Origin of the sequence: Rubrivirga aquatilis, from assembly GCF_046845665.1 — a bacterium.
In the GTDB taxonomy this organism is placed as follows: domain Bacteria; phylum Bacteroidota; class Rhodothermia; order Rhodothermales; family Rubricoccaceae; genus Rubrivirga.
In genome coordinates this window covers 1,027,176-1,045,146 of sequence record NZ_CP177355.1, presented here as the reverse complement: position 1 = coordinate 1,045,146, position 17,971 = coordinate 1,027,176, and the positions used below count along the sequence as shown (strand labels likewise).

The 17,971-nt window shown below is 73.2% G+C and carries 17 protein-coding genes; 9 read left to right on the top strand and 8 right to left on the bottom strand.

The window, feature by feature from the left end:
* The first annotated feature begins 66 nt into the window (after nt 1–66).
* Nucleotides 67–561 (top strand): CIA30 family protein, encoded by a 495-nt coding sequence (locus tag ACLII4_RS04545; RefSeq protein WP_412069708.1) that lies wholly within the window; start codon nt 67–69, stop codon nt 559–561.
* Between the two features lie 12 nt (nt 562–573).
* On the opposite strand, the gene ACLII4_RS04540 is transcribed toward ACLII4_RS04545, so the two are convergent.
* Nucleotides 574–1,431 carry an ATP-grasp domain-containing protein gene (locus ACLII4_RS04540; RefSeq protein WP_412069707.1) on the bottom strand — a complete coding sequence of 286 codons (858 nt, stop codon included), beginning with the start codon at nt 1,429–1,431 and terminating at the stop codon, nt 574–576.
* 71 nt (nt 1,432–1,502) lie between these two features.
* On the opposite strand from ACLII4_RS04540, the gene ACLII4_RS04535 reads away from it, so the two are divergent.
* Nucleotides 1,503–2,087, top strand: a complete 585-nt coding sequence (locus ACLII4_RS04535; protein WP_412069706.1) for a CIA30 family protein — start codon at nt 1,503–1,505, stop codon at nt 2,085–2,087.
* Nucleotides 2,088–2,167: 80 nt separating this feature from the next.
* Here ACLII4_RS04535 and ACLII4_RS04530 read toward each other — a convergent pair whose 3' ends face one another.
* Complete coding sequence (locus ACLII4_RS04530) at nt 2,168–3,079, bottom strand: glutaminase (RefSeq protein ID WP_412069705.1); 912 nt, start codon at nt 3,077–3,079, stop codon at nt 2,168–2,170.
* Between the two features lie 366 nt (nt 3,080–3,445).
* Between ACLII4_RS04530 and ACLII4_RS04525 the strand changes: the two genes are divergently transcribed.
* Nucleotides 3,446–5,869, top strand: coding sequence for a zinc-dependent metalloprotease (locus tag ACLII4_RS04525; protein ID WP_412069704.1), 2,424 nt, complete (start codon nt 3,446–3,448; stop codon nt 5,867–5,869).
* A gap of 1 nt (nt 5,870) precedes the next feature.
* On the top strand, nt 5,871–6,308 hold the full coding sequence (locus tag ACLII4_RS04520; protein WP_412069703.1) for a GNAT family N-acetyltransferase: 438 nt from the start codon (nt 5,871–5,873) through the stop codon (nt 6,306–6,308).
* Here the strand turns inward: ACLII4_RS04520 and ACLII4_RS04515 are convergent.
* From ACLII4_RS04515 to rho, 5 genes are all read right to left on the bottom strand, one after another.
* The gene (locus ACLII4_RS04515) at nt 6,305–6,928 is read right to left on the bottom strand and encodes a gluconate 2-dehydrogenase subunit 3 family protein (protein WP_412069702.1); all 624 of its coding nucleotides are present in this window, start codon (nt 6,926–6,928) and stop codon (nt 6,305–6,307) included. The genes ACLII4_RS04520 and ACLII4_RS04515 overlap by 4 nt on opposite strands.
* 54 nt (nt 6,929–6,982) lie before the next feature.
* Entirely contained in the window at nt 6,983–8,710 is a 1,728-nt protein-coding gene (locus ACLII4_RS04510; protein ID WP_412069701.1) for a GMC family oxidoreductase, read from the bottom strand.
* Nucleotides 8,711–8,768: 58 nt separating this feature from the next.
* Nucleotides 8,769–9,965, bottom strand: coding sequence for an acyltransferase family protein (locus ACLII4_RS04505; RefSeq protein WP_412069700.1), 1,197 nt, complete (start codon nt 9,963–9,965; stop codon nt 8,769–8,771).
* Between the two features lie 35 nt (nt 9,966–10,000).
* The gene (radC, locus tag ACLII4_RS04500) at nt 10,001–10,756 is read right to left on the bottom strand and encodes a RadC family protein (protein ID WP_412069699.1); all 756 of its coding nucleotides are present in this window, start codon (nt 10,754–10,756) and stop codon (nt 10,001–10,003) included.
* Between the two features lie 217 nt (nt 10,757–10,973).
* The gene (gene rho, locus ACLII4_RS04495) at nt 10,974–12,569 is read right to left on the bottom strand and encodes a transcription termination factor Rho (protein WP_412069698.1); all 1,596 of its coding nucleotides are present in this window, start codon (nt 12,567–12,569) and stop codon (nt 10,974–10,976) included.
* A 409-nt stretch (nt 12,570–12,978) separates the two neighbouring features.
* Between rho and ACLII4_RS04490 the strand changes: the two genes are divergently transcribed.
* Nucleotides 12,979–13,575 carry a ribonuclease HII gene (locus ACLII4_RS04490; protein WP_412069697.1) on the top strand — a complete coding sequence of 199 codons (597 nt, stop codon included), beginning with the start codon at nt 12,979–12,981 and terminating at the stop codon, nt 13,573–13,575.
* A 56-nt stretch (nt 13,576–13,631) separates the two neighbouring features.
* Here ACLII4_RS04490 and ACLII4_RS04485 read toward each other — a convergent pair whose 3' ends face one another.
* A complete protein-coding gene (locus ACLII4_RS04485) occupies nt 13,632–14,174 on the bottom strand; it encodes a shikimate kinase (protein WP_412069696.1) in 543 nt (180 codons plus the stop codon).
* A 165-nt stretch (nt 14,175–14,339) separates the two neighbouring features.
* Here ACLII4_RS04485 and truA point away from each other — a divergent pair, with 165 nt between their 5' ends.
* The 4 genes from truA to ACLII4_RS04465 all read left to right on the top strand — a co-directional run bounded on the left by truA (nt 14,340) and on the right by ACLII4_RS04465 (nt 17,922).
* Nucleotides 14,340–15,092 carry a tRNA pseudouridine(38-40) synthase TruA gene (gene truA / locus ACLII4_RS04480; RefSeq protein WP_412069695.1) on the top strand — a complete coding sequence of 251 codons (753 nt, stop codon included), beginning with the start codon at nt 14,340–14,342 and terminating at the stop codon, nt 15,090–15,092.
* 3 nt (nt 15,093–15,095) lie between these two features.
* Nucleotides 15,096–16,403: a hypothetical protein gene (locus tag ACLII4_RS04475; protein WP_412069694.1), complete on the top strand. Its 1,308-nt coding sequence runs from the start codon at nt 15,096–15,098 to the stop codon at nt 16,401–16,403.
* Nucleotides 16,404–16,412: 9 nt separating this feature from the next.
* Nucleotides 16,413–16,604 carry a hypothetical protein gene (locus ACLII4_RS04470; RefSeq protein ID WP_412069693.1) on the top strand — a complete coding sequence of 64 codons (192 nt, stop codon included), beginning with the start codon at nt 16,413–16,415 and terminating at the stop codon, nt 16,602–16,604.
* A gap of 67 nt (nt 16,605–16,671) precedes the next feature.
* A complete protein-coding gene (locus tag ACLII4_RS04465; RefSeq protein ID WP_412069692.1) occupies nt 16,672–17,922 on the top strand; it encodes an arginine deiminase family protein in 1,251 nt (416 codons plus the stop codon).
* Nucleotides 17,923–17,971 lie beyond the last annotated feature (49 nt).

Here is a 17,971-nt window from a genome sequence, read left to right as displayed (position 1 = left end):
CGTTCGCGGGGCCCATTCGCGTTCCCGGCGCCCACTCGCGCGCCGCCCCACCCGCCCCCTCCGACCATGCCTGCCGACGCCGCCCAGACCCTCTTCGACTTCGCCGACCCCGAGCACGACTGGTTCGTCGACAACGACGGGGTCATGGGCGGGCACTCCCAGGGCTTCATCGGCCTCGACGGCGGGACGCTGACGTTCACCGGCGAGTTGGTCACCCGGGACGGCGGCTTCACGTCCGCCCGCGTGGAGCGGAGCGTCGACCTGTCGAACTACGACGGCGTCGAGCTGCGCGTGCGTGGCGGCGGGCGGACGTTCGAGATGGAGGTCAACGACGCGACTCGAAACCGGGAGCGCGAGGTCTCACGACGGGCGCCGTTCGACACCACCGAGGACTGGAAGACGGTCCGCATTCCGTTCGCCGACCTGGAGTCGACCGCGTTCGGCGAGCCCGTCGATGTCGGCTCGCTGGACCGCCCCGGCGTCGAGTCGTTCGGCCTCTTTATCGCCGACGGCATCGACGGCCCGTTCCGCTTGGAGGTCGACTGGATCCGCGCTTACTGACGGGCCGATCCGTCAGCCCAACGCGGCGACGGCATCGGCGAACCGCTCGGCGGCGCCGGGCGCGAAGGGGAAGTACAGCGACGGCTCGATCAGCTCCAGCTCGATGATCGCGAACCCGCCGTCGGGCATCCGCACGGCGTCGACGCGGGCGTAGAGGAGGGGCTCGGGCGAGGGGACGGCCGCGAGCGCGGCGTCGGTGATCGCCCGCAACGCGGGCTCGGGCTCGACCGGGACGAGGCGGCTCCCGAACTCCTCCTGCACCCGGAAGTCGCCGCCCTTGGGCGTCTTGAGGATCGTGTGGCTGAGGGCGCCGCCGAAGGCGAAGACGGAGAACTCGCCCTCGTCCACGACCGACGGCACGAACGGCTGGGCCATCGCGGCGCGGCCGTCGGCGAACGCCGCCAGCGCCGGGCCGAGACGGTCGCCCGGCCGGAGCCAGAACGTGTCGCGCGCGCCGCCCCCCACCGTCGGCTTGACGACGCCGCCCCGCGCGCCCCACCCCGCGAGCAGCCCCGCCAGCCGGGCCTCGCTCAGCCCGTCCTCCCACGCCGTCGGGACGACGGGGACGCCCGCGGCCGCGAGGTCGCGGAGGTACCGCTTGTCGGCGTTCCAGCGGCACACGCCGAGGGGGTTCTCCAGCCGCGTCGCCGCGTCGATCTCGGCCAGCACCGCGAGGAACGCGTCGGGCGCGTGCATGTAGTCCCACGGCGACCGGATCACGACCACGTCGAAGGCCGACCAGTCGACGGCGGCGCGCCAGGGGACGAACTCGACGGCCCAGCCACGCGCGGCGAGGGGCGCCACGGCGAGGTCGTCGTAGACGTAGTCGAGGTCGAGGCCCTCGGTGGTGAGGAAGGCGCAGCGGGGCACGGGCAGGGCAGGGATGGCCTGAGAAGCTAGCGGGCGGGGACCCGCACGAGGGGCGCGACGGTCCCCAGCCCATGCACCTCTCCCTCCTCCTCCTCTCCGTCGCCCTCGCCGCCTGCTCCGGCACGCCGCCCGAGGCGCCCGCACAGGCCGCCGCCGACGCCCCCCCGACCCTCTTCGAGTTCGAGTCCGACACCGAGGCCCGTTGGCGGGTCGTCAACGACGGCGTGATGGGCGGGCGGTCGAAGGGCTTCCTCGAGGTCACCGACGGCACCCTCGCGTTCACGGGCGACCTCGTCACCGCGGGCGGCGGGTTCACCTCCGCCCGCGTCGAGCACGGCGCCGACCTGTCGGCGTTCGACGGCGTCGAGCTGCGCGTCCGTGGCGGCGGGCGCACGTTCGAGTTCGAAGTCAACGACGCGACCCGACGGGGGCGCCGCGAGGTCTCGCGCCGCGCACCGTTCGACACCGCCGACGACTGGAAGACGGTCCGCATCCCGTTCGCCGACCTCGACGCGACGGTGTTCGGGGAGCCCGTCGAGGTCGCCCCGCTCGACCGCGCCGCCGTCGAGTCGTTCGGCCTCTTCATCGCCGACGGCATCGACGGCCCATTCCGGATCGAGGTCGACTGGATCCGCGCCTACCGCGACGACGCGTGAGGTAGGGTGGTCGGAAACGTCAACGTGTCATCCTTCGCTGGCGCTCAGGATGACAGGTCAGGGGAGTTTCCGCACAAGACCTAGAAGATGGAGCGGCCGGTCCTCGTCGTCAGCAGCTCCAGCGCCATCGTGCCCGCGACCGAGTTGCCGCGCGCGCCGAGCCCCGGCGACCACGCCGCCGCCACGAACTCGCCCGGCATCACCGCCACGATGCCCCCGCCGACGCCGCTCTTGGCCGGCAGCCCGACGCGGTACGCGAAGTCGCCCGCCTCGTCGTAGACGCCGCACGTCAGCATCACCGCGTTGAGCCGCTTGGCCTGCCGCGGCGACACCACGGCCTGCCCCGACGGCGCGCGTCCGCCCGTCGCCAGGAACGTGAACGCGCGACACAGCTCGACGCAGCTCATCGACAGCGCACACAGCCGGCAGTAGGCATCGACGACGGCGTCGGGGTCGCCGCGCAGCGTGCCGAAGGCCTTGAGGTAGTGCGCGAGCGCGCGCGTCCGGTGCGCGGTCGCGATCTCCGCCTCGGCGACGGCGTGGTCGACCGCCAGCGTCGGCTCTCCGGCGGCGCTGCGAACGAGGTCGAGGATGGGCGTGGCGCCGGGCGCGCTGTGCGCCAGGACAGCGTCCATCACGACGAGCGCGCCCGCGTTGATCATCGGGTTGCGCGGGACGCCGCCGTCGGCCTCGAGCTGGACGAGCGAGTTGAACGCCGTGCCCGACGGCTCGCGCCCGACGCGAGCCCACAGCGCGTCGCCCTCGGCGTCCATCGCCACGGCCAGCGCCAGCACCTTGGCGATGCTCTGGATCGAGAACCGCTCGGCCGCGTCGCCGACGCCGTGCTCGGCCCCGTCGACGGTGCGGACGGCGAGCCCGAAGCGCGCCGGGTCCACGGCGGCGAGGGGCAGGATGTAGCTGGCGACGGCGCCGGTCCCGACGAGCGGGCGGACCTCGTCGGCGATGGCGGGCAGGAGAACGGCGAGATCCACGGGGCGCGAGCGGGCGGGCTGGAACGTAGCGCGAGCGGGGTCGCAGTCGCTGCGAACCTGTTGTAGGGCTCGGAAATCGCGCTCGCGGCCGTCGCGGGACCGTTGCGACGGTTAGGAATCGCGTCCGCGACGGCCGCCGAGCCTCGTCGCGAGGGGCGTCGGGAGGGCTCCCCCCGCGATCTCGCCATCACTGCGCTCAAGGCGAGACCGCTGTCCCCCTCACGGGTGAGGGGGACAGGCCGAGCGCCCGCTGAGCGGAGCGAGGGGCGCGCGGCCGGGGGGAGCGAGGGGCGCGCGGCCGGGGGGAGCGAGGGGCGCTGCATACCCAGGCCACCTCTAGATTCCGCCAGCCCTCCGCCGCCGCCCATGCCCCGCTTTCTCGCCGTCGCCCTCGCCTGTCTCGTCGCCGGGTGCGCGGCGACCGCCCCCACCCCGACACCGGCGACGCCCGCCACCGACGCGAACGCGCTCCCTCCCATCGCCGCGAAGACGGTTGGGCTCGACGCCCGCGACGGGTTCGTGCCCGTGTGGTGGGACGCCGACGAGGGCAAGGTCTGGCTCGACGTCCCGCTCGACACCGACCTCTTGTACACCGTCGCGCTCGCGGCCGGGCTCGGGTCGAACGACGTCGGGCTCGACCGGGGGCAGCTCGGCGGCGAGCGGATCGTCCGGTTCGAGCGCGTCGGGCGGCGCGTGCTGATGGTCCAGCCCAACCTCCGCTTCCGCGCCGAGACGGACAACCCCGCCGAGCGGACGGCCGTCGCCGACGCGTTCGCCCCGTCCGTCGTCTGGGGCTTCGACGCCGCAGCGGCCACCGGCGACCGCGTCCTCGTCGACGCGACGGACTTCGTGGTCCGCGACGCGCACGGGGTTGCCGAGACGCTCCGCCGGACCGGGCAGGGCTCGTTCTCGCTCGACAAATCGCGGAGCGCGCCCGTCCCCGACGGCCTCAAGGCCTTCCCGCTCAACACCGAACTGGAGGCGCGGCTGACGTTCGCGAGCTCCCAGCCCGGCCGGTTCGTCCGCGACGTGGCCGCCGACCCGAGCGCGCCGACCGTCCGCGTCCGCCAGTCGTTCGTGGCCCTCCCCGACGCCGGCTACGCCCCGCGCGCCTTCCACCCCGCGTCCGGCTACTTCGTCTACGACTACGCCGACTACGCCGTGCCCATCGGGCAGGACGTGACGCAGCGCGTGATCACGCGGCACCGGCTGGCGTGCGCCGCCCCCCCCGCCGCGGATGGCCTGTGCGACCCGGTCGAGCCCATCGTGTACCACCTCGACCCCGGCACGCCCGAGCCCGTCCGCAGCGCCCTGCTCGACGGCGCGCGGTGGTGGGCCGACGCGTTCACGGCGGCCGGCTTCCGCGACGCCTACCGCGTTGAGATGATGCCCGACGGCGCCGACCCGCTCGACGTGCGCTACAACGTGATCCAGTGGGTCCACCGCGCCACGCGCGGGTGGAGCTACGGGTCGTCGGTGATCGACCCGCGGACGGGCGAGATCCTGAAGGGCCACGTGTCGCTGGGCTCGCTCCGCGTCCGGCAGGATTATCTGATCGCCGAGGGGCTCCTGGCGCCGTACACCGGCGCGAACGCCGCCGGCTTCGCCCCCGAGGCCGACCCGATGCTCGCGCTCGCGCTCGCGCGCCTGCGCCAGCTGTCCGCCCACGAGGTCGGCCACACGATCGGGCTGGCGCACAACTTTGCCGGGAGCACGCAGGGCCGGACGTCGGTGATGGACTACCCCGCGCCGCTGGCGACGCTCGTCGGCGACCGGATCGACGTGTCGGACGCGTACGCGGTCGGCGTGGGCGTGTGGGACGTGCAGGCCGTCCGCTACGGCTACGCGCCCGACGAGGCCGAGGCGGCTCGGGTGCTGGCCGAGAACCGCGAGCGCGGCCTCCGCTACATCACCGACGCCGACGCCCGCCCGACCGGCGCGGCCTCGCCGACGGGCGCGCTCTGGGACAACGGCGCCGACGCCGTGCAGGCGCTGACCGACGAGATGGCCGTCCGCCGCGCCGCGCTCGACCGGTTTTCCGATGCTGTGATCCGCCAGGGGCAGCCCGTGGCGATGCTGGAGGAGGTGCTCGTGCCGCTCTACCTCCGCCACCGCTACCAGGTCGACGCCACGGCCCACCTCGTGGCGGGAGTCGAGTACGGCTACGCCACGCGCGATGACGGCACCGCGCCGACCCGACCGGTCGACGGCGCCACGCAGCGCGCCGCCCTCGACGCCCTGCTGGCGACGGTCACGCCGCAGGCGCTTGCGCTCCCCGCGGCCGCCCGCGCGATCCCGCCGCGCCCGCCGGGCTACGGCGCCAGCCGCGAGACCTTCGACGGCCGCACCGGCCTGACGTTCGACCCCGTCGCCCCGGCCGAGACCGCCGCCACGCTCACGTTCGGCTACCTCCTCGACGCCACGCGCGCCTCCCGGCTCGTCGTCCAGCACGCGCTCGACCCCGCCCTCCCCGGCCTCGACGACCTGCTGGCGCGGTCGGCTGACGCCGTGCTCGGCGCCGACGCCCCGACGCCGTACCACGCCGAGGTCGCGAACGCGGCCCGAACGGCGTACGTCGCCGCCGTGATCGGGCTGGCGGCCGACGCGAGCGCCGCGCCCGCGGCCCGCGCGCACGCCGAGGCGCACCTCCTGTCCCTCCCCTCCCGCCTCGACGGCGCGCACGGGATGTGGCTGTCCGGCGAGATCGCCCGGTTCTTGAATCGCGAGTACGACCCCGAGATGCGCCCCGAGCCCCCGCGCACCCCGCCCGGCTCGCCCATCGGCGACTGACATGGGCACCTTCGAGATCCGCCTCTTGGGTCCCGACGACGCGCACGTCCTCGACGACCTCGACCCCGACGTGTTCGACGGCCCACTCCGGCCGGACTCGACGGCGGCGGTGCTGGCCAACCCCGATCACCTGCTGGCCGTCGCGCTCGCCGGCACACGCGTCGTCGGCATGGCCTCGTCCATCATCCTCACCGAGCCCGACAAGCGCCCAGCCCTCTACGTCGACGAGATCGGCACGGCCGAGGCGTACCGGCGGCGCGGCATCGCGACGGCGCTGATGGCCGCGACCCTCGACGCCGCCCGCGCCCGTGGCTGCACCGGGGCCTGGCTGATGACCGAGGACGACAACGCGACCGCCCGCGCCTTCTACCGCGCCATCGGCGGGACGGAGGCACAGCGGCCGGTCTACATCACGTTCGACCTCTCGGCAGACGGCTAGGCCGTCCGCGCGGCGTAGGCGTTGGCGTCGTCGGGGCAGCCGGTCCACTCGCTCCGGGCGACGTTGCCGAGGTAGCCCAAGTCCTCGATGCCCTGCGGGCTCGAGAAGTAGCCCGTGGCGACGTAGTTGCGGAACAGGCTGAAGAACGACACGCCCGCCTCGTCCTCCGGCGCCGCCGACTCGGGGTAGGCGATCCGGTCCAAGAGCTGGCGCTGCTGGACGTCCGTCGCCGCCACGAACGAGTCGGCGCCGAGGTCGCGGGCCTCGCCGTCGAGCCACGCGAGCCCGCCGCGGATGAGGGTCTGGCGCGAGGTCGGGTCGCCGAGCAGTTCGTCGGTCATCACCCAGTCGATAAGCTCGGGCGTGCCGGTCTCCGCCGCGCTCGGGCCCCGGTCGTCGGCGGGCAGCACGATCCCGGCCAGCGTCCGGACGGTCTCGAACTCGTGGGGCGTAAAGAACGTCGGCGTGGCGCCGATGGCGGGCTGCATCTCGCTCGCGCCGGCCGCGTGGCGCATCGCGGAGCCGGCCACGTCCTCGCCCTGGCAGGCCGCCAGCAGGGCGGGCGCGGCGGCGGCGACGGCGAGCCGACGGAGGGCGTCGCGGCGGGTGATCGGGGCCATGGCGGGAGAGGGCTGGAGGGATGCGGGACCAGAGGGATGGGCAGTGGGTCGCCCTCAGATCGCCCGCTGCTTGCGCTGGTCGAGGATGTAATCGGCCGCGCGCCACGAGAGCGCGAGAATCGTCCACGTCGTGTTCTTGTGGGGTTGGGAGACGAACGGCGCCGCGTCGACCACGAACACGTTGTCGGCGTCATGCGCCTGGCAGAAGCCGTTGAGCGCCGACGTCGCCGGGTCGGCGCCCATCCGCACGACGCCCGCCTCGTGGATGATCTCGCCGGGCTTGGAGATGCCGTAGCCCGAGTCCTCCGTCGGCATCTCGTCGATCTCGCCGCCGATGGATTCGAGCAGCTCGCGCGCGGCTTGCTGCATGTGGCGGGCCTGGCGGATCTCCTCGTCGCCCCACGTCACATCGAAGGTGAGCGTCGGGATGCCGAAGCGGTCGACGGACCCGGGGTCAATCTCGCAGCGGTTGTCGGCCCGGGCGATCATCTCGCCCCGTCCCGCGAAGCCGACGCGCGCGGCGTAGACGCGGCGGTAGTCGTCCTTGAGCTGGGCGCCGTAGCCGCCGCCGCCTCGCGGGCGCTCGCCCCAGTCGCCGTTCGAGCCCTCAATGCCCCAGCCGTAGCCGAAGCCCGGCATCCCGCGCCCGCCCCACGTTTCGAGGTGGTAGCCGCGTGGGAAGTCGAGATTCGCGTGCTGATCGTGGAGCCACCACGGGATGTAGATGTGCATCCCGCCGACGCCGTCGCAGTTGTGGGCCGGCTGGTTCGCGAGTGCCGGGACGAACGCCGAGGCGCCCGCGCCGACCGTGTCCATCACGTAGCGCCCCACCACGTCGGACGAGTTCGCCAGCCCGTTCGGGTGCCGCGCGCTCTTGGAGTTCAGCAGCAGCCGCGCCGACTCGCACGCCGACGCCGCCAGCACCACGATGTCGGCCTGCACCTCGTAGGCCTCCAGGTTGCCGACGTCGATGTACGACACGCCGGTCGCCCGGCCCTCGTCGTCGGTCAGCACCTCGCGCGCCATCGCGCCGGTCACGACGGTCAGGTTGCCCGTTTCGAGGGCGGGATCGAGCAGCACGCGGCCCGCCGAAAAGTTGGCGCCGACCGAGCAGCCCCGGTTGCACTGCCCGCAGTAGTGGCACGCCGCGCGCCCCTGCTCCGGCTTGGCCTCGGTCAGGATCGACAGCCGCGACGACAGCACGGGGATGCCGATCGACTCGGCGCCGCGCATGACGCGCTTCTCGTAGCAGCGCGGCTCGGGCGGCGGCAGGAAGACGCCGTCGGGCTCATTCGGGAAGCCGTCGCGCGAGCCGAAGATGCCGACGAGCCGGTCGACCCGGTCGTAGTACGGCGCGACGTCGTCGTAGCCGATCGGCCAGTCGTCGCCGTGGCCGTCGAGCGTCTTGCCCCGGAAGTCGTCGGGCCCGAAGCGGAGCGAGATGCGGCCCCAGTGGTTCGTGCGCCCGCCCAGCATCCGCGCGCGCCACCAGCGCCAGTCGGTGCCCTCGGCGGCAGCGTACGGCTCGCCCGCGATCTCCCAGCCGCCGTCGCAGGCGTCGAACTCGCCGAACGGCCGCTTGGTCGTGCTGGCGCCGCGCCGGGGCGAGGCGTAGTTCCACGTCAGCATCTCGGCGTCGTCCTCGACGGTCCACCGCTGCCCGGCCTCCAGCAGGACCACCTTCGCGCCGCCCTCCGCCAGCACCTTGGCGGCCATGCTGCCGCCGGCGCCGGAGCCCACGATGCAGACGTCGTAGCGCTCGGCGGGGTCGAGGGTCTGCATCGGGCGGGGGGTGGGTGTGGCGTGAAGGTAGAGTGAGCGCCCACGCCCTGCGACCGGGCTACACCTTCCAGACGATGCCGCGCTCGTGGAGCGCCCGCAGCACGAGGTACCACCCGCCGACCCACACGAGCGCGTAGAGCAGCGACGACACCTCGGCGGGGCCGACCGGCGCGAACACGGTCTGGTAGATCCACGACTGCAGCGACTGCGGCCCGCCGGACCCGGCGACGCGGATCCGGACGAGCGTCTGCGCGAGCAGGCTGCTGCCGACGAACACGAGCAGCGCGTTGACGCCGTACGCCACGAACGGCCGCGTCCACCCCCGCCAGCCGCGCACGTCGGCGGCCCAGTAGCAGGCGCCGAGCGCGCTGAAGGCGAAGCCGCCCGTGAGCAGCACGTAGGAACTCGTCCAGAGCGCCTTGTTGACCGGGAAGACCCAGCCCCACATCGCGCCCACGGCGCCCAGCGCGAGGCCGGTCGCCATCAGCCGCGCCGCCGTCTCGGCCGACGCCCCACGGTCCCGCAGCACCCAGCGCCCGGCCACGACGCCGAGCAGCGTTGTCACGACGGCGGGGAACGTGCTCAGGAGGCCCTCCGGGTCCCACAGCTTGTCGGCCCCCGCCCACAGGTGCTGGCCGAGCAGCAGGCGGTCGACGAACGCGGAGAGCGTCTCCGCCGGCACGTCGAGGTGCCCGGCCCCGACGCCGGGCACGGGCACGAGCGTCATCGCCGCCCAGTAGCCGACCAGGATGCCGGCCCCGACGACGAGCTGCGTCCGCGCCGACGTGGTCAGAAAGAGCAGCGACGCGGCGAGGTAGCACAGCGCGATCCGCTGGAGGACGCCCAGGATCCGGAAGTCGCTCAGGTCGATCCCCTCGCCCGCGAGGAAGCGCCAGCCACGCGAGTAGAACGCGAGCCCCAGCCCGATCGCGAACAGCACCGCCGCCCGCTTCACCGTTTTGCGGACGAGGTCGCCCCGGTCGGCCCCTCGCGCGAGGCGCTTCGTGAACGCGAGCGGGATCGCCACGCCGACGATGAACAGGAAGAACGGGAAGACGAGGTCGGTCGGCGTCCACCCGTGCCAGGCGGCGTGCCGGAGCGGCGGGTAGATCGCGCTCCACGTGCCCGGGTTGTTGACCAGGATCATCCCCAGGATGGCCACCCCGCGGAACACGTCGAGCGAGACGAGGCGGGCGGGGGGTGCGGGCGCGCCCACCTCGGCAGCGGGGCGGACGGGCTCGGCGAGGATGGCCATGGCGCGGGCGGTGCGGGCCCGCAACGTAGCGCCCGCTACATCAACCCCCGCTCCGCGAGCGACGTGAACCCGCGCCCGGCGATGATGACGTGGTCGTGGACCGGGATGCCGAGCACCTTCCCGGCGTCGCAGAGCTGCTTGGTGATGGCGACGTCCTCGCGGCTGGGCTCCGGGTTGCCCGAGGGGTGGTTGTGGAGGCACACGATGGACGCGGCGTGCTCAAGGATGGCGCGCTCGAACACCTGGCGCGGCTCGACGATCGACGCCGCCAGCCCACCCGTCGTCAGCGTGTACTCGGCCGTCACCACGTTCGAGGTGTTGAGGTGGAGGACGACGAACACCTCGCGGGGCAGGTCGCGCAGGCGCGGGCCGTACGCCGCTGCCACGTCCGCAGGCGAGCGCACCTGGACGCGGTCCTCGGGCGGGGCGGCCTCCACGCGCCGCCCGATCTCGAAGACGGCCGCCAGCTGCGCCGCCTTCGCGGGCCCGACCCCCTTCGTCGCTTGCGCCACCTGGTTCGCGTCGCGCCGCGCCAGCTTCGACAGCGAGCCGTAGGCCCGAAGCAGCGCCTGCCCCAGCTCGACGGCCGACACGCTCCGCCCGCCCACGCGTGTCCCGCTCCCGAACACGAGCCCGACGAGTTCGGCGTCGGAGAGCGCGCCGGGCCCGCGCGCCAGCAGCTTCTCGCGCGGCCGGTCCGCCTCGGGCCGCTCGCGGATGGGGACGTAGTCGGTGTGGACCTCGGGGACGTCGGGCTCGTGAAGCTCGATGCCGGGACGAAAGTCGGACATGGCGCAGAGCAGCTGTCTCCCCCTAGACCCGCGAGCGGGCGACTACATAACCTCTGCCCTCCGATTTCCCAGGCCGTCAAACGCTGGATTCGGCTCCCTCGACCGCGCGCACGGTCGGCCGGATGCCCGTCTCGCTGGACGACCGCCATCGCTCACCGCTCAGAAAAAAGGGGGCGCCGCGTGATGCGACGCCCCCCTGGGTCGGTGGCCGGGCGGCCTACTCCGGGATGAGGTCGAGCAGCATCTGCTCGTTCGACGAGCTCATCTGGAGCTGCTTGAGCAAGGCCTGCATGGCCTCGTCCGGGTAGCGGCTGTTGAGCGCGCGGAGCAGCAGGTTCCGCGCGTTCGCGATCTCGTCGGGGACGAGCCGCTCCTCGTTGCGGGTGCCCGAGCGCTTGATGTTGATCGCCGGGTAGATCCGCTTTTCGGACAGGTCGCGGTCGAGGACGATCTCGGAGTTGCCGGTCCCCTTGAACTCCTCGAAGATGACGTCGTCCATCCGCGAGCCGGTCTCGACGAGCGCCGTGGCGACGATCGTCAGCGACCCGCCATTCTCGATGTTGCGGGCCGAGCCGAAGATCTTTCGCGGCATCAGGAGCGCGCGGGCGTCGAGGCCGCCGGACATCGTGCGGCCGGAGTTGCCGCCGTAGAGGTTGAACGTCCGGCCGAGCCGCGTCAGCGAGTCGAGCAGGATGACCACGTCGTGGCCCTGCTCGACGAGACGGCGGGCGTACTCGAACGCCAACGTGGCCACACGGACGTGGTTGTCCTCGCCGGCGTCGTTCGAGCTCGCGAAGACGTTACAGGCCGTGTTGCGACGGAAGTCGGTGACCTCCTCGGGCCGCTCGTCGATGAGGAGGGCGACGAGCTTGACCTCGGGGTGATTCTCGGCCAAGCCGGCCGCGAGCCCCTTCAGGATGACCGTCTTGCCGGCGCGCGGGGGCGCCACGATGAGTGCCCGCTGGCCCTTGCCGAGCGGCGCCACCAGGTCGATGACGCGCATCGACATGTCGGACGCGTCGGTGACGATGGTGAGCTTGTCCTCGGGGTAGATGACGAGCCCCTCGTCGAAGTCGGTCGTCTCGGCCCAGGCCTCGGGCTCCTGGCCCATCACCTCGGTCACGTCCGTCACCTGCCAGGCGCCCTTGCGGCCGGGCTTGATGACGCCCTTGACGTGGACGCCGTCGCGCAGGTTGTACTTCTGGATGAGAGGCGGCGGCATAAACGGGTCGTTGTCGCCCTTGGCGAGCGACGTCGACATCTCGCGGATGAAGCCGAACTTTTTGTCGCCGATCAGCTCCAGCATGCCCTCGAAGGGCTCGCCGGGGTGGCCGCCACCGCCACTGCTGCCACCGCTGGTGTTGCCGTCGGTGTTCTTGTTGCGGCCCCGCTTTTTGCGGCGGCGCCGGCCGCCGGACTCGTCGTCCGAGTCGGCGTCGTCGTTCGAGGCGTCGGCCTGGCCCTTGGCGGGCGTGTCGGCGGAGGCGTCGGCCTCGTCGAGCTTGTCGCTGGAGGCGACGGGCTCGGGCTCGCGCGTGCGGCGGCGGCGCTGCTTGGGAGGCGCCGCCTCCGCGTCTCCGACCTTGGCGGTATCGGCCGGGGCGTCGGAGGTGGGCTCGGCCTTGGGCTTGGCTTTGGAGCGCGTGGAGCGCTTCTTGGGAGCCTCAGCGGCCGGTTCGGGCGTGCTCCCGTTGGAGCCGTTCGATCCGGTGTCGGTGAGGTCGATGACGTGGGCTCGGGAGCGGCGCTTTTTGGGCGTCGTCTCGGCCTCGGGGGCGTCGGCGTTGGCCGTCGCGCTCGTCTTGCGTGCCATGAGGTGGCGGGCTGGCGAAAGGGGGGGGGGGCGCCGATGCGGCGCGGTCGGGGCGCGCGGCGGGTGCCGTGCGGGTCCGGGGAACAGGAGTCGGCGCGGGCGGAGCCCGGGCCGGGGTCGTTCGGGAGGCGTCGGCGGCGCGAGCCGCGGAATGCCGGAGCCGTCGCCGGGAATCGCCCGGATCGGCGGCAGGAACGTGGGAGCCGGGGGTCGAGCGGTCAGTTGCGCCTCGCTCCGCTGCGACGGCTGGGACCCCGGGCCATTCGATCTCGCGCCGCGTCGGTAGGGTTCGCGCGTGAGATCGATCTCTAGACGGTGGCCAAGATAGAAGGTTTCGCAGCGCCGGGCAACCTCGGCCCATTCACGGGCGCTCCGGCGGTACGCTGGCGCTCCGTCTGCCCCGTCCCCCATGCCCGACCTCGCCCTCGAACACGCCCACTGGGTGGACGGCCGCGCCGTCGTGGCGGGCCTGGACGAGGCCGGGCGCGGGTGCCTGGCCGGGCCGGTCGTCGCCGCCGCCGTCGTCCTCCCTCGCGATGCCGACCTCCCCAGGCTCGACGACTCCAAAAAGCTGACGCCCGCCGCCCGTGAGGCGCTCGTCCCGATCATCCACCGCGAGGCGCTGGCCGTCGGCGTCGGGTCGTGCTCGCCGGCCGAGATCGACGAGCTCAACATTCTGTGGGCCTCGATGGAGGCGATGCGCCGCGCGGCGCTGTCGCTGGCGCTCGTGCCCGACGTGCTGCTCGTCGACGGCAACTGCGCCATCCCGAACGCGCCGTGCACACAGGAGACGATCATCAAGGGCGACGCGAAGAGCCTGTCGATCGCGGCGGCGTCGGTGATCGCGAAGGTGACGCGCGACGCGCAGATGGTGGCGCTCCACCGCGACTACCCGGCCTACGGGTGGGACGGCCACAAGGGCTACCCGACGGCCGCGCACTACGCCGCGCTCGCGGCGCACGGGCCGAGCCCCCACCACCGCCGCTCCTTCCGCCTCAGCCGGTGAGTCGGTCGGTTGGCGGGTCGGGGACCGGCACGTCGGGCCTGCGACCTCTCACGGACTCACTGGCCCACGGCGCCGCGCCAGCCGGCCACCGCCTCGGCGACGTCGCGGGCGACCACATCGGCCGGGCCGTCGGCGTCGATGACGAGGTCGGCCTGGGCGTAGAACGGCTCGCGCGCCGCGAGCAGGGCGCGGACGCGCGCCTCTCGGCCGGCGGGCGCCAGCAGGCGAGCCCCGTCGAGCAGCAGCGGGCGCCCCGCCCCGTCGCCGACGCGCGCCAGCACGGTCGGGACCGACGCGCGGAGCCAGACGACGGGGCCCGCCGCCCGAGCCGCCATCAGGTTGCCGGGCTGGACGAGCGTGCCGCCGCCGGTCGCCACCACCAGCCCCTCCCCGCTGGTCGTCTCGCGGAGCGCCTCGGCCTCGACGGCGCGGAAGACGCCCTCGCCCTCGGCGAACAGGTCGGCGACGGACCGGCCCGCGCGCGCCGCGACAAGCCAGTCGAGGTCGACGAACCGGTAGCCCAGCCGGTCCGCCAGCAGCGGGCCGACGGTGCTCTTGCCGGAGGCCATGAAGCCGGTGAGGTAGACGCGAGGGGGCACGGGTGGGAGAGGGCGAACGCAAAGGTGCCCCCGAAACGCCGGCGGCGCCAGACGAGCGCAAGAACACAAGCCGGCGCCGCCCGTCGCGTTTGGGGGCGGGCCGGACGGAACTTTTAGAGCGCCCAGACTCTCCCCCGTCCCCCGTCCCCCGTCCCCCGTCCCCCGTTGCCCACCACCCGCTTCCTGATCGAATACGACGGCACCGACTTTTCCGGCTGGCAGGTCCAGCCCGGTACCGTGACGGTACAGGGGGCCGTCGAGGCGGCGCTGGCGACGGCGCTGCGCGAGCCGATCGGCGTCGTCGGGTCGGGGCGGACCGACACCGGCGTCCACGCGCGAGGGCAGGTGGCCCACATCGAGACCGCCGAGCGTCCCGACGCGCACCGGCTGCGGGCCTCGCTGAACGGGCTGCTGCCGCCGTCGATCGCGGTGCTGGCGGCCGAACCGGCGCCCGACGGGTTCCACGCCCGGTTCGACGCCCGACGGCGGCGGTACGTCTACCACGCCACGACCGAGCCGCGCGCGCTCGACCGCCGCATGCGTGTGCTCTTCCGGCCCGTCCCCGACCTCGACGCGATGAACGAGGCCGCAGCGACGCTGCTCGGGCGCCACGACTTCTCGTCGTTCTGCCGGACCAAGTCCGAGACTCTCAACCGGACCTGCCACCTGACGCGGATGCGGTGGCGCGCGGGGGAGCGGCCAGGCGACCTCCAGTTCGAGGTCGAGGCGGACCGCTTTCTGCATGGCATGGTGCGAGCCCTCGTCGGTACCCTCATCGAGGTCGGCCGCGGCCGCCGTACGCCCGGCGCCCTCGCCGACGTGCTCGCCGCCCGCGACCGCCGCGCCGCCGGGCCCGCCGCGCCCGCCCACGGCCTCGTCCTCGACCGCGTCGACTACGACGCCCCCACCTTCCAGTAGCCTGTGCGCCACCTCGCCCTCGCCTGCCTCGTGGCCGTCTCGCTCGCCGCCTGCGACCGCGTCCCGATCGACTCCGGGCAGTCGGAGCTGGTGCTGGCGTCGCCCGACCTCAGCGTCGTCTTTCTCCAGCCCGAGCTGAGCGTGCGGTTCGAGCCGACGGGGCCGAGCGGTGCCGTCTCGCTCCGCATCCGCAACAAGGACATCGACTTCGACTCGACGGCCGGCGCGTTCGTCTACGTGCGGACGCTCGTGCCCGGGCTCAACGCCTTCGACTACACGATCACCAACAGCGAGGGGGCCGTCGCTCGCGACACGTTCTACGCGGTCCACCTCCCCCTCGAACCCTCGGCTCTCGCGAGCCCGACCGACGGGGTGGCCCGGGCGGGCGCCGCCGTTTCGGCGCTCTCCGGCGGCCGCGTGCTCGTCTCCGGCGGGGCGGGCGTGTCCGGCTCGGCGCTGGCGTCGGCGTCGGTGCAGTTCGAGGACGGGCCGTTCATCAATACCCGCGAGATCACGCTGCTACGGCGTCGCGCCGACCACACCGCCACGGCGGTCGCCGACGGCTCTCTGCTGCTCGGCGGCGCCTCGACGGCCACGTCCGAGGTCTCCAGTGAGCTGGTACGCGAGCCGGAGTTCGTCGACGCGAAAGGCGTGGCCCGGCCGGTCTCCGTCGCCAGCGACGCGTTTCCGGAGCGGTCGGGGCACGTGGCGAAGGCCGTCGTGGTCGGCGGCGAGACGTACGTGACGCTGTTCGGCGGGGTGACCCCCATCACCGGCGGGCTGGACGCCTCGGGCACGGTCGACGTGTACCGCGTGGTCCCGGACGGCGCCAGCGTCCGGTTGGAGCGGCTGACGCCCGCCGGTGGGGCGGGCGGCTTCCCGACGCTCTCCGGCGCCGCGCTGGCGGAAACGGGTCCGACCTCGGCCGTCGTCACTGGGCTGGCGGCCGACGGTGGCCTGACCCTGGCGCTGGAGTGGCGGTCCGCCCCGTCTGGCGCGCTCCCGTTCTCGATCGACGTCGCCGAAACGGGGGCCCTGCGGACGCCCCGCGCCGACGCGGCAGTGCTCGACCTCGGCAACGGGCTCACGCTCGTCACGGGCGGCCGCGACGCCAACGGCTTCACCTTGGGCACCTTCGAAGTGTACGCGCCGGCGGCGCGGCGGGCGTTCCGCTTCCCGCCAGAGATCGCCCTTGCGGTCCCCCGCTCGGGCCACGTCGCAACTATTTTCGGCGGCAACCGAATCGTGGTGAGTGGAGGCCGTCCGTCGAGCGGCGGCCCCGTCGTCGCCCGCGAAGCGTTCACGTTCTAGCCGATCCCCATGCTGATCCAGCGCCTGCTCCAGATCCTGTTGGTGGCCATCGTGCTGGTGGCCGCGTTCGGCGCGTTGGCGTTCGTGCTCAAGATGGCCGGATGGCTGCTCGGGCTCGTGGTCCAGGTCGTGCTCGTGCTCGTCGTGGTGGCGGCCGTGCTTCGGTTTGTGGAGTTGATCCGCCAGAAGGCGAAGCGGTAACGCACGGGGCGGGCACGTCCGGGGGCCCTCGTAGCTTGCGCCCTTGCCCTCGCCCGCTCCCTGCCCGATGTCCACAGAAACCGCCCTCGCCCCGTTCCACATCGCCTCCGAGACGGCGCCTCTGCGGCAGGTCGTGGTCCACACCCCAGGCGAGGAGATGGGGCTCGTCTCTCCGGACAACGCTGAGGACCTGCTCTTCGACGACATCCTGTTCGTCGAGGAAGCGCGGGAGGAGCACGCGACGCTCATCCGTCTTTTCCAGGCCATCGTCGGGAAAGACGACGCCGTCCTCCAGGTGACGGACCTGCTCCGCGAGGCGTTCGTCGAGGCCGCCGCCCGGACGGCGTTCGTGGACCGGCTCATCGACCGGATGCCGTACCGCAACTTCGAGGCGTACGAGTCCGAGCTGAAAGGCCTCGACCCCGAGACGCTGCTGCGCTTTGCCACGACTGGGCAGGCCCCGTTCTCGGTGACCGCGCAGCCCATCCCGAACCTGCTGTTCACGCGCGACCTCTCGGCGGTCGTCGGCGACCACGTCTTGCTTAGCCACGCGGCCACGGCGGCGCGCGCGCCCGAGAGCGTCATCATGCAGACGATCTACGCCCACCACGCCCGCTTCGCGGACGCCCGCGACCGGGTGATCGAGCTGCCCGCCGAGGTCTCGTTCGAGGGCGGCGACCTGCTCGTCGTCGACGAGAGGGTGGTGATGATCGGGCAGAGCGAGCGGACGAGCTTGGGCGGCGTACTCGCCGTCGCGAGGGAGTTGCTGGCGCGGACCACCGTGGAGCACATCGTCATGGTGAACCTGCCCAAGGCGCGCTACTGCATGCACCTCGACACCGTGTTCACCTTCGCCGACGACGACACCTGCGTCGTCTTCCCGCCGATCATCGAGGACGGCCAGGACCACACGTTTATCATCGAGGCCGTCGACGGTGACACGGACGACCTCCGCCTGCGGCCGTGCCGCAACGTTCACCAGGCGCTCCTCGAGGTGACGGGGCGGGACTACACCTTCGTCCGCTGCGGCGGCGACGACCCGGTCCGCCAGCGCCGCGAGCAGTGGACCGACGGGGCCAACCTGTTCGCGCTCCGGCCCGGGCTCGTCGTCGGCTACGACCGCAACCGGGCCACCTACGACGCCCTCCGCGCCCACGGCTTCCACGTCGTCGACGCCGAGCACTTCCTCGACTTCTACGGCGACTCGGCGGGGAGTTCGAGCGAGCGGATCGCGGTCCGGCTCTCGGGCAACGAGCTCTCGCGCGGGCGCGGCGGGCCGCGCTGCATGACGATGCCGCTGGCGCGGGAGGCGGGATAAGGCATGGAGGGATGGGCAGAGACCCCGACCCCCTCCATCCCGTATGCCC

Coding starts and splice junctions, on each gene's coding strand:
- ACLII4_RS04545 (WP_412069708.1), top strand. CDS start 67: ATGCCTGCCGACGCCGCCCAGACCCTCTTCGACTTCGCCGACCCCGAG.
- ACLII4_RS04535 (WP_412069706.1), top strand. CDS start 1,503: ATGCACCTCTCCCTCCTCCTCCTCTCCGTCGCCCTCGCCGCCTGCTCC.
- ACLII4_RS04525 (WP_412069704.1), top strand. CDS start 3,446: ATGCCCCGCTTTCTCGCCGTCGCCCTCGCCTGTCTCGTCGCCGGGTGC.
- ACLII4_RS04520 (WP_412069703.1), top strand. CDS start 5,871: ATGGGCACCTTCGAGATCCGCCTCTTGGGTCCCGACGACGCGCACGTC.
- ACLII4_RS04515 (WP_412069702.1), bottom strand. CDS start 6,928: ATGGCCCCGATCACCCGCCGCGACGCCCTCCGTCGGCTCGCCGTCGCC.
- ACLII4_RS04510 (WP_412069701.1), bottom strand. CDS start 8,710: ATGCAGACCCTCGACCCCGCCGAGCGCTACGACGTCTGCATCGTGGGC.
- ACLII4_RS04505 (WP_412069700.1), bottom strand. CDS start 9,965: ATGGCCATCCTCGCCGAGCCCGTCCGCCCCGCTGCCGAGGTGGGCGCG.
- radC (WP_412069699.1), bottom strand. CDS start 10,756: ATGTCCGACTTTCGTCCCGGCATCGAGCTTCACGAGCCCGACGTCCCC.
- rho (WP_412069698.1), bottom strand. CDS start 12,569: ATGGCACGCAAGACGAGCGCGACGGCCAACGCCGACGCCCCCGAGGCC.
- ACLII4_RS04490 (WP_412069697.1), top strand. CDS start 12,979: ATGCCCGACCTCGCCCTCGAACACGCCCACTGGGTGGACGGCCGCGCC.
- ACLII4_RS04470 (WP_412069693.1), top strand. CDS start 16,413: ATGCTGATCCAGCGCCTGCTCCAGATCCTGTTGGTGGCCATCGTGCTG.
- ACLII4_RS04465 (WP_412069692.1), top strand. CDS start 16,672: ATGTCCACAGAAACCGCCCTCGCCCCGTTCCACATCGCCTCCGAGACG.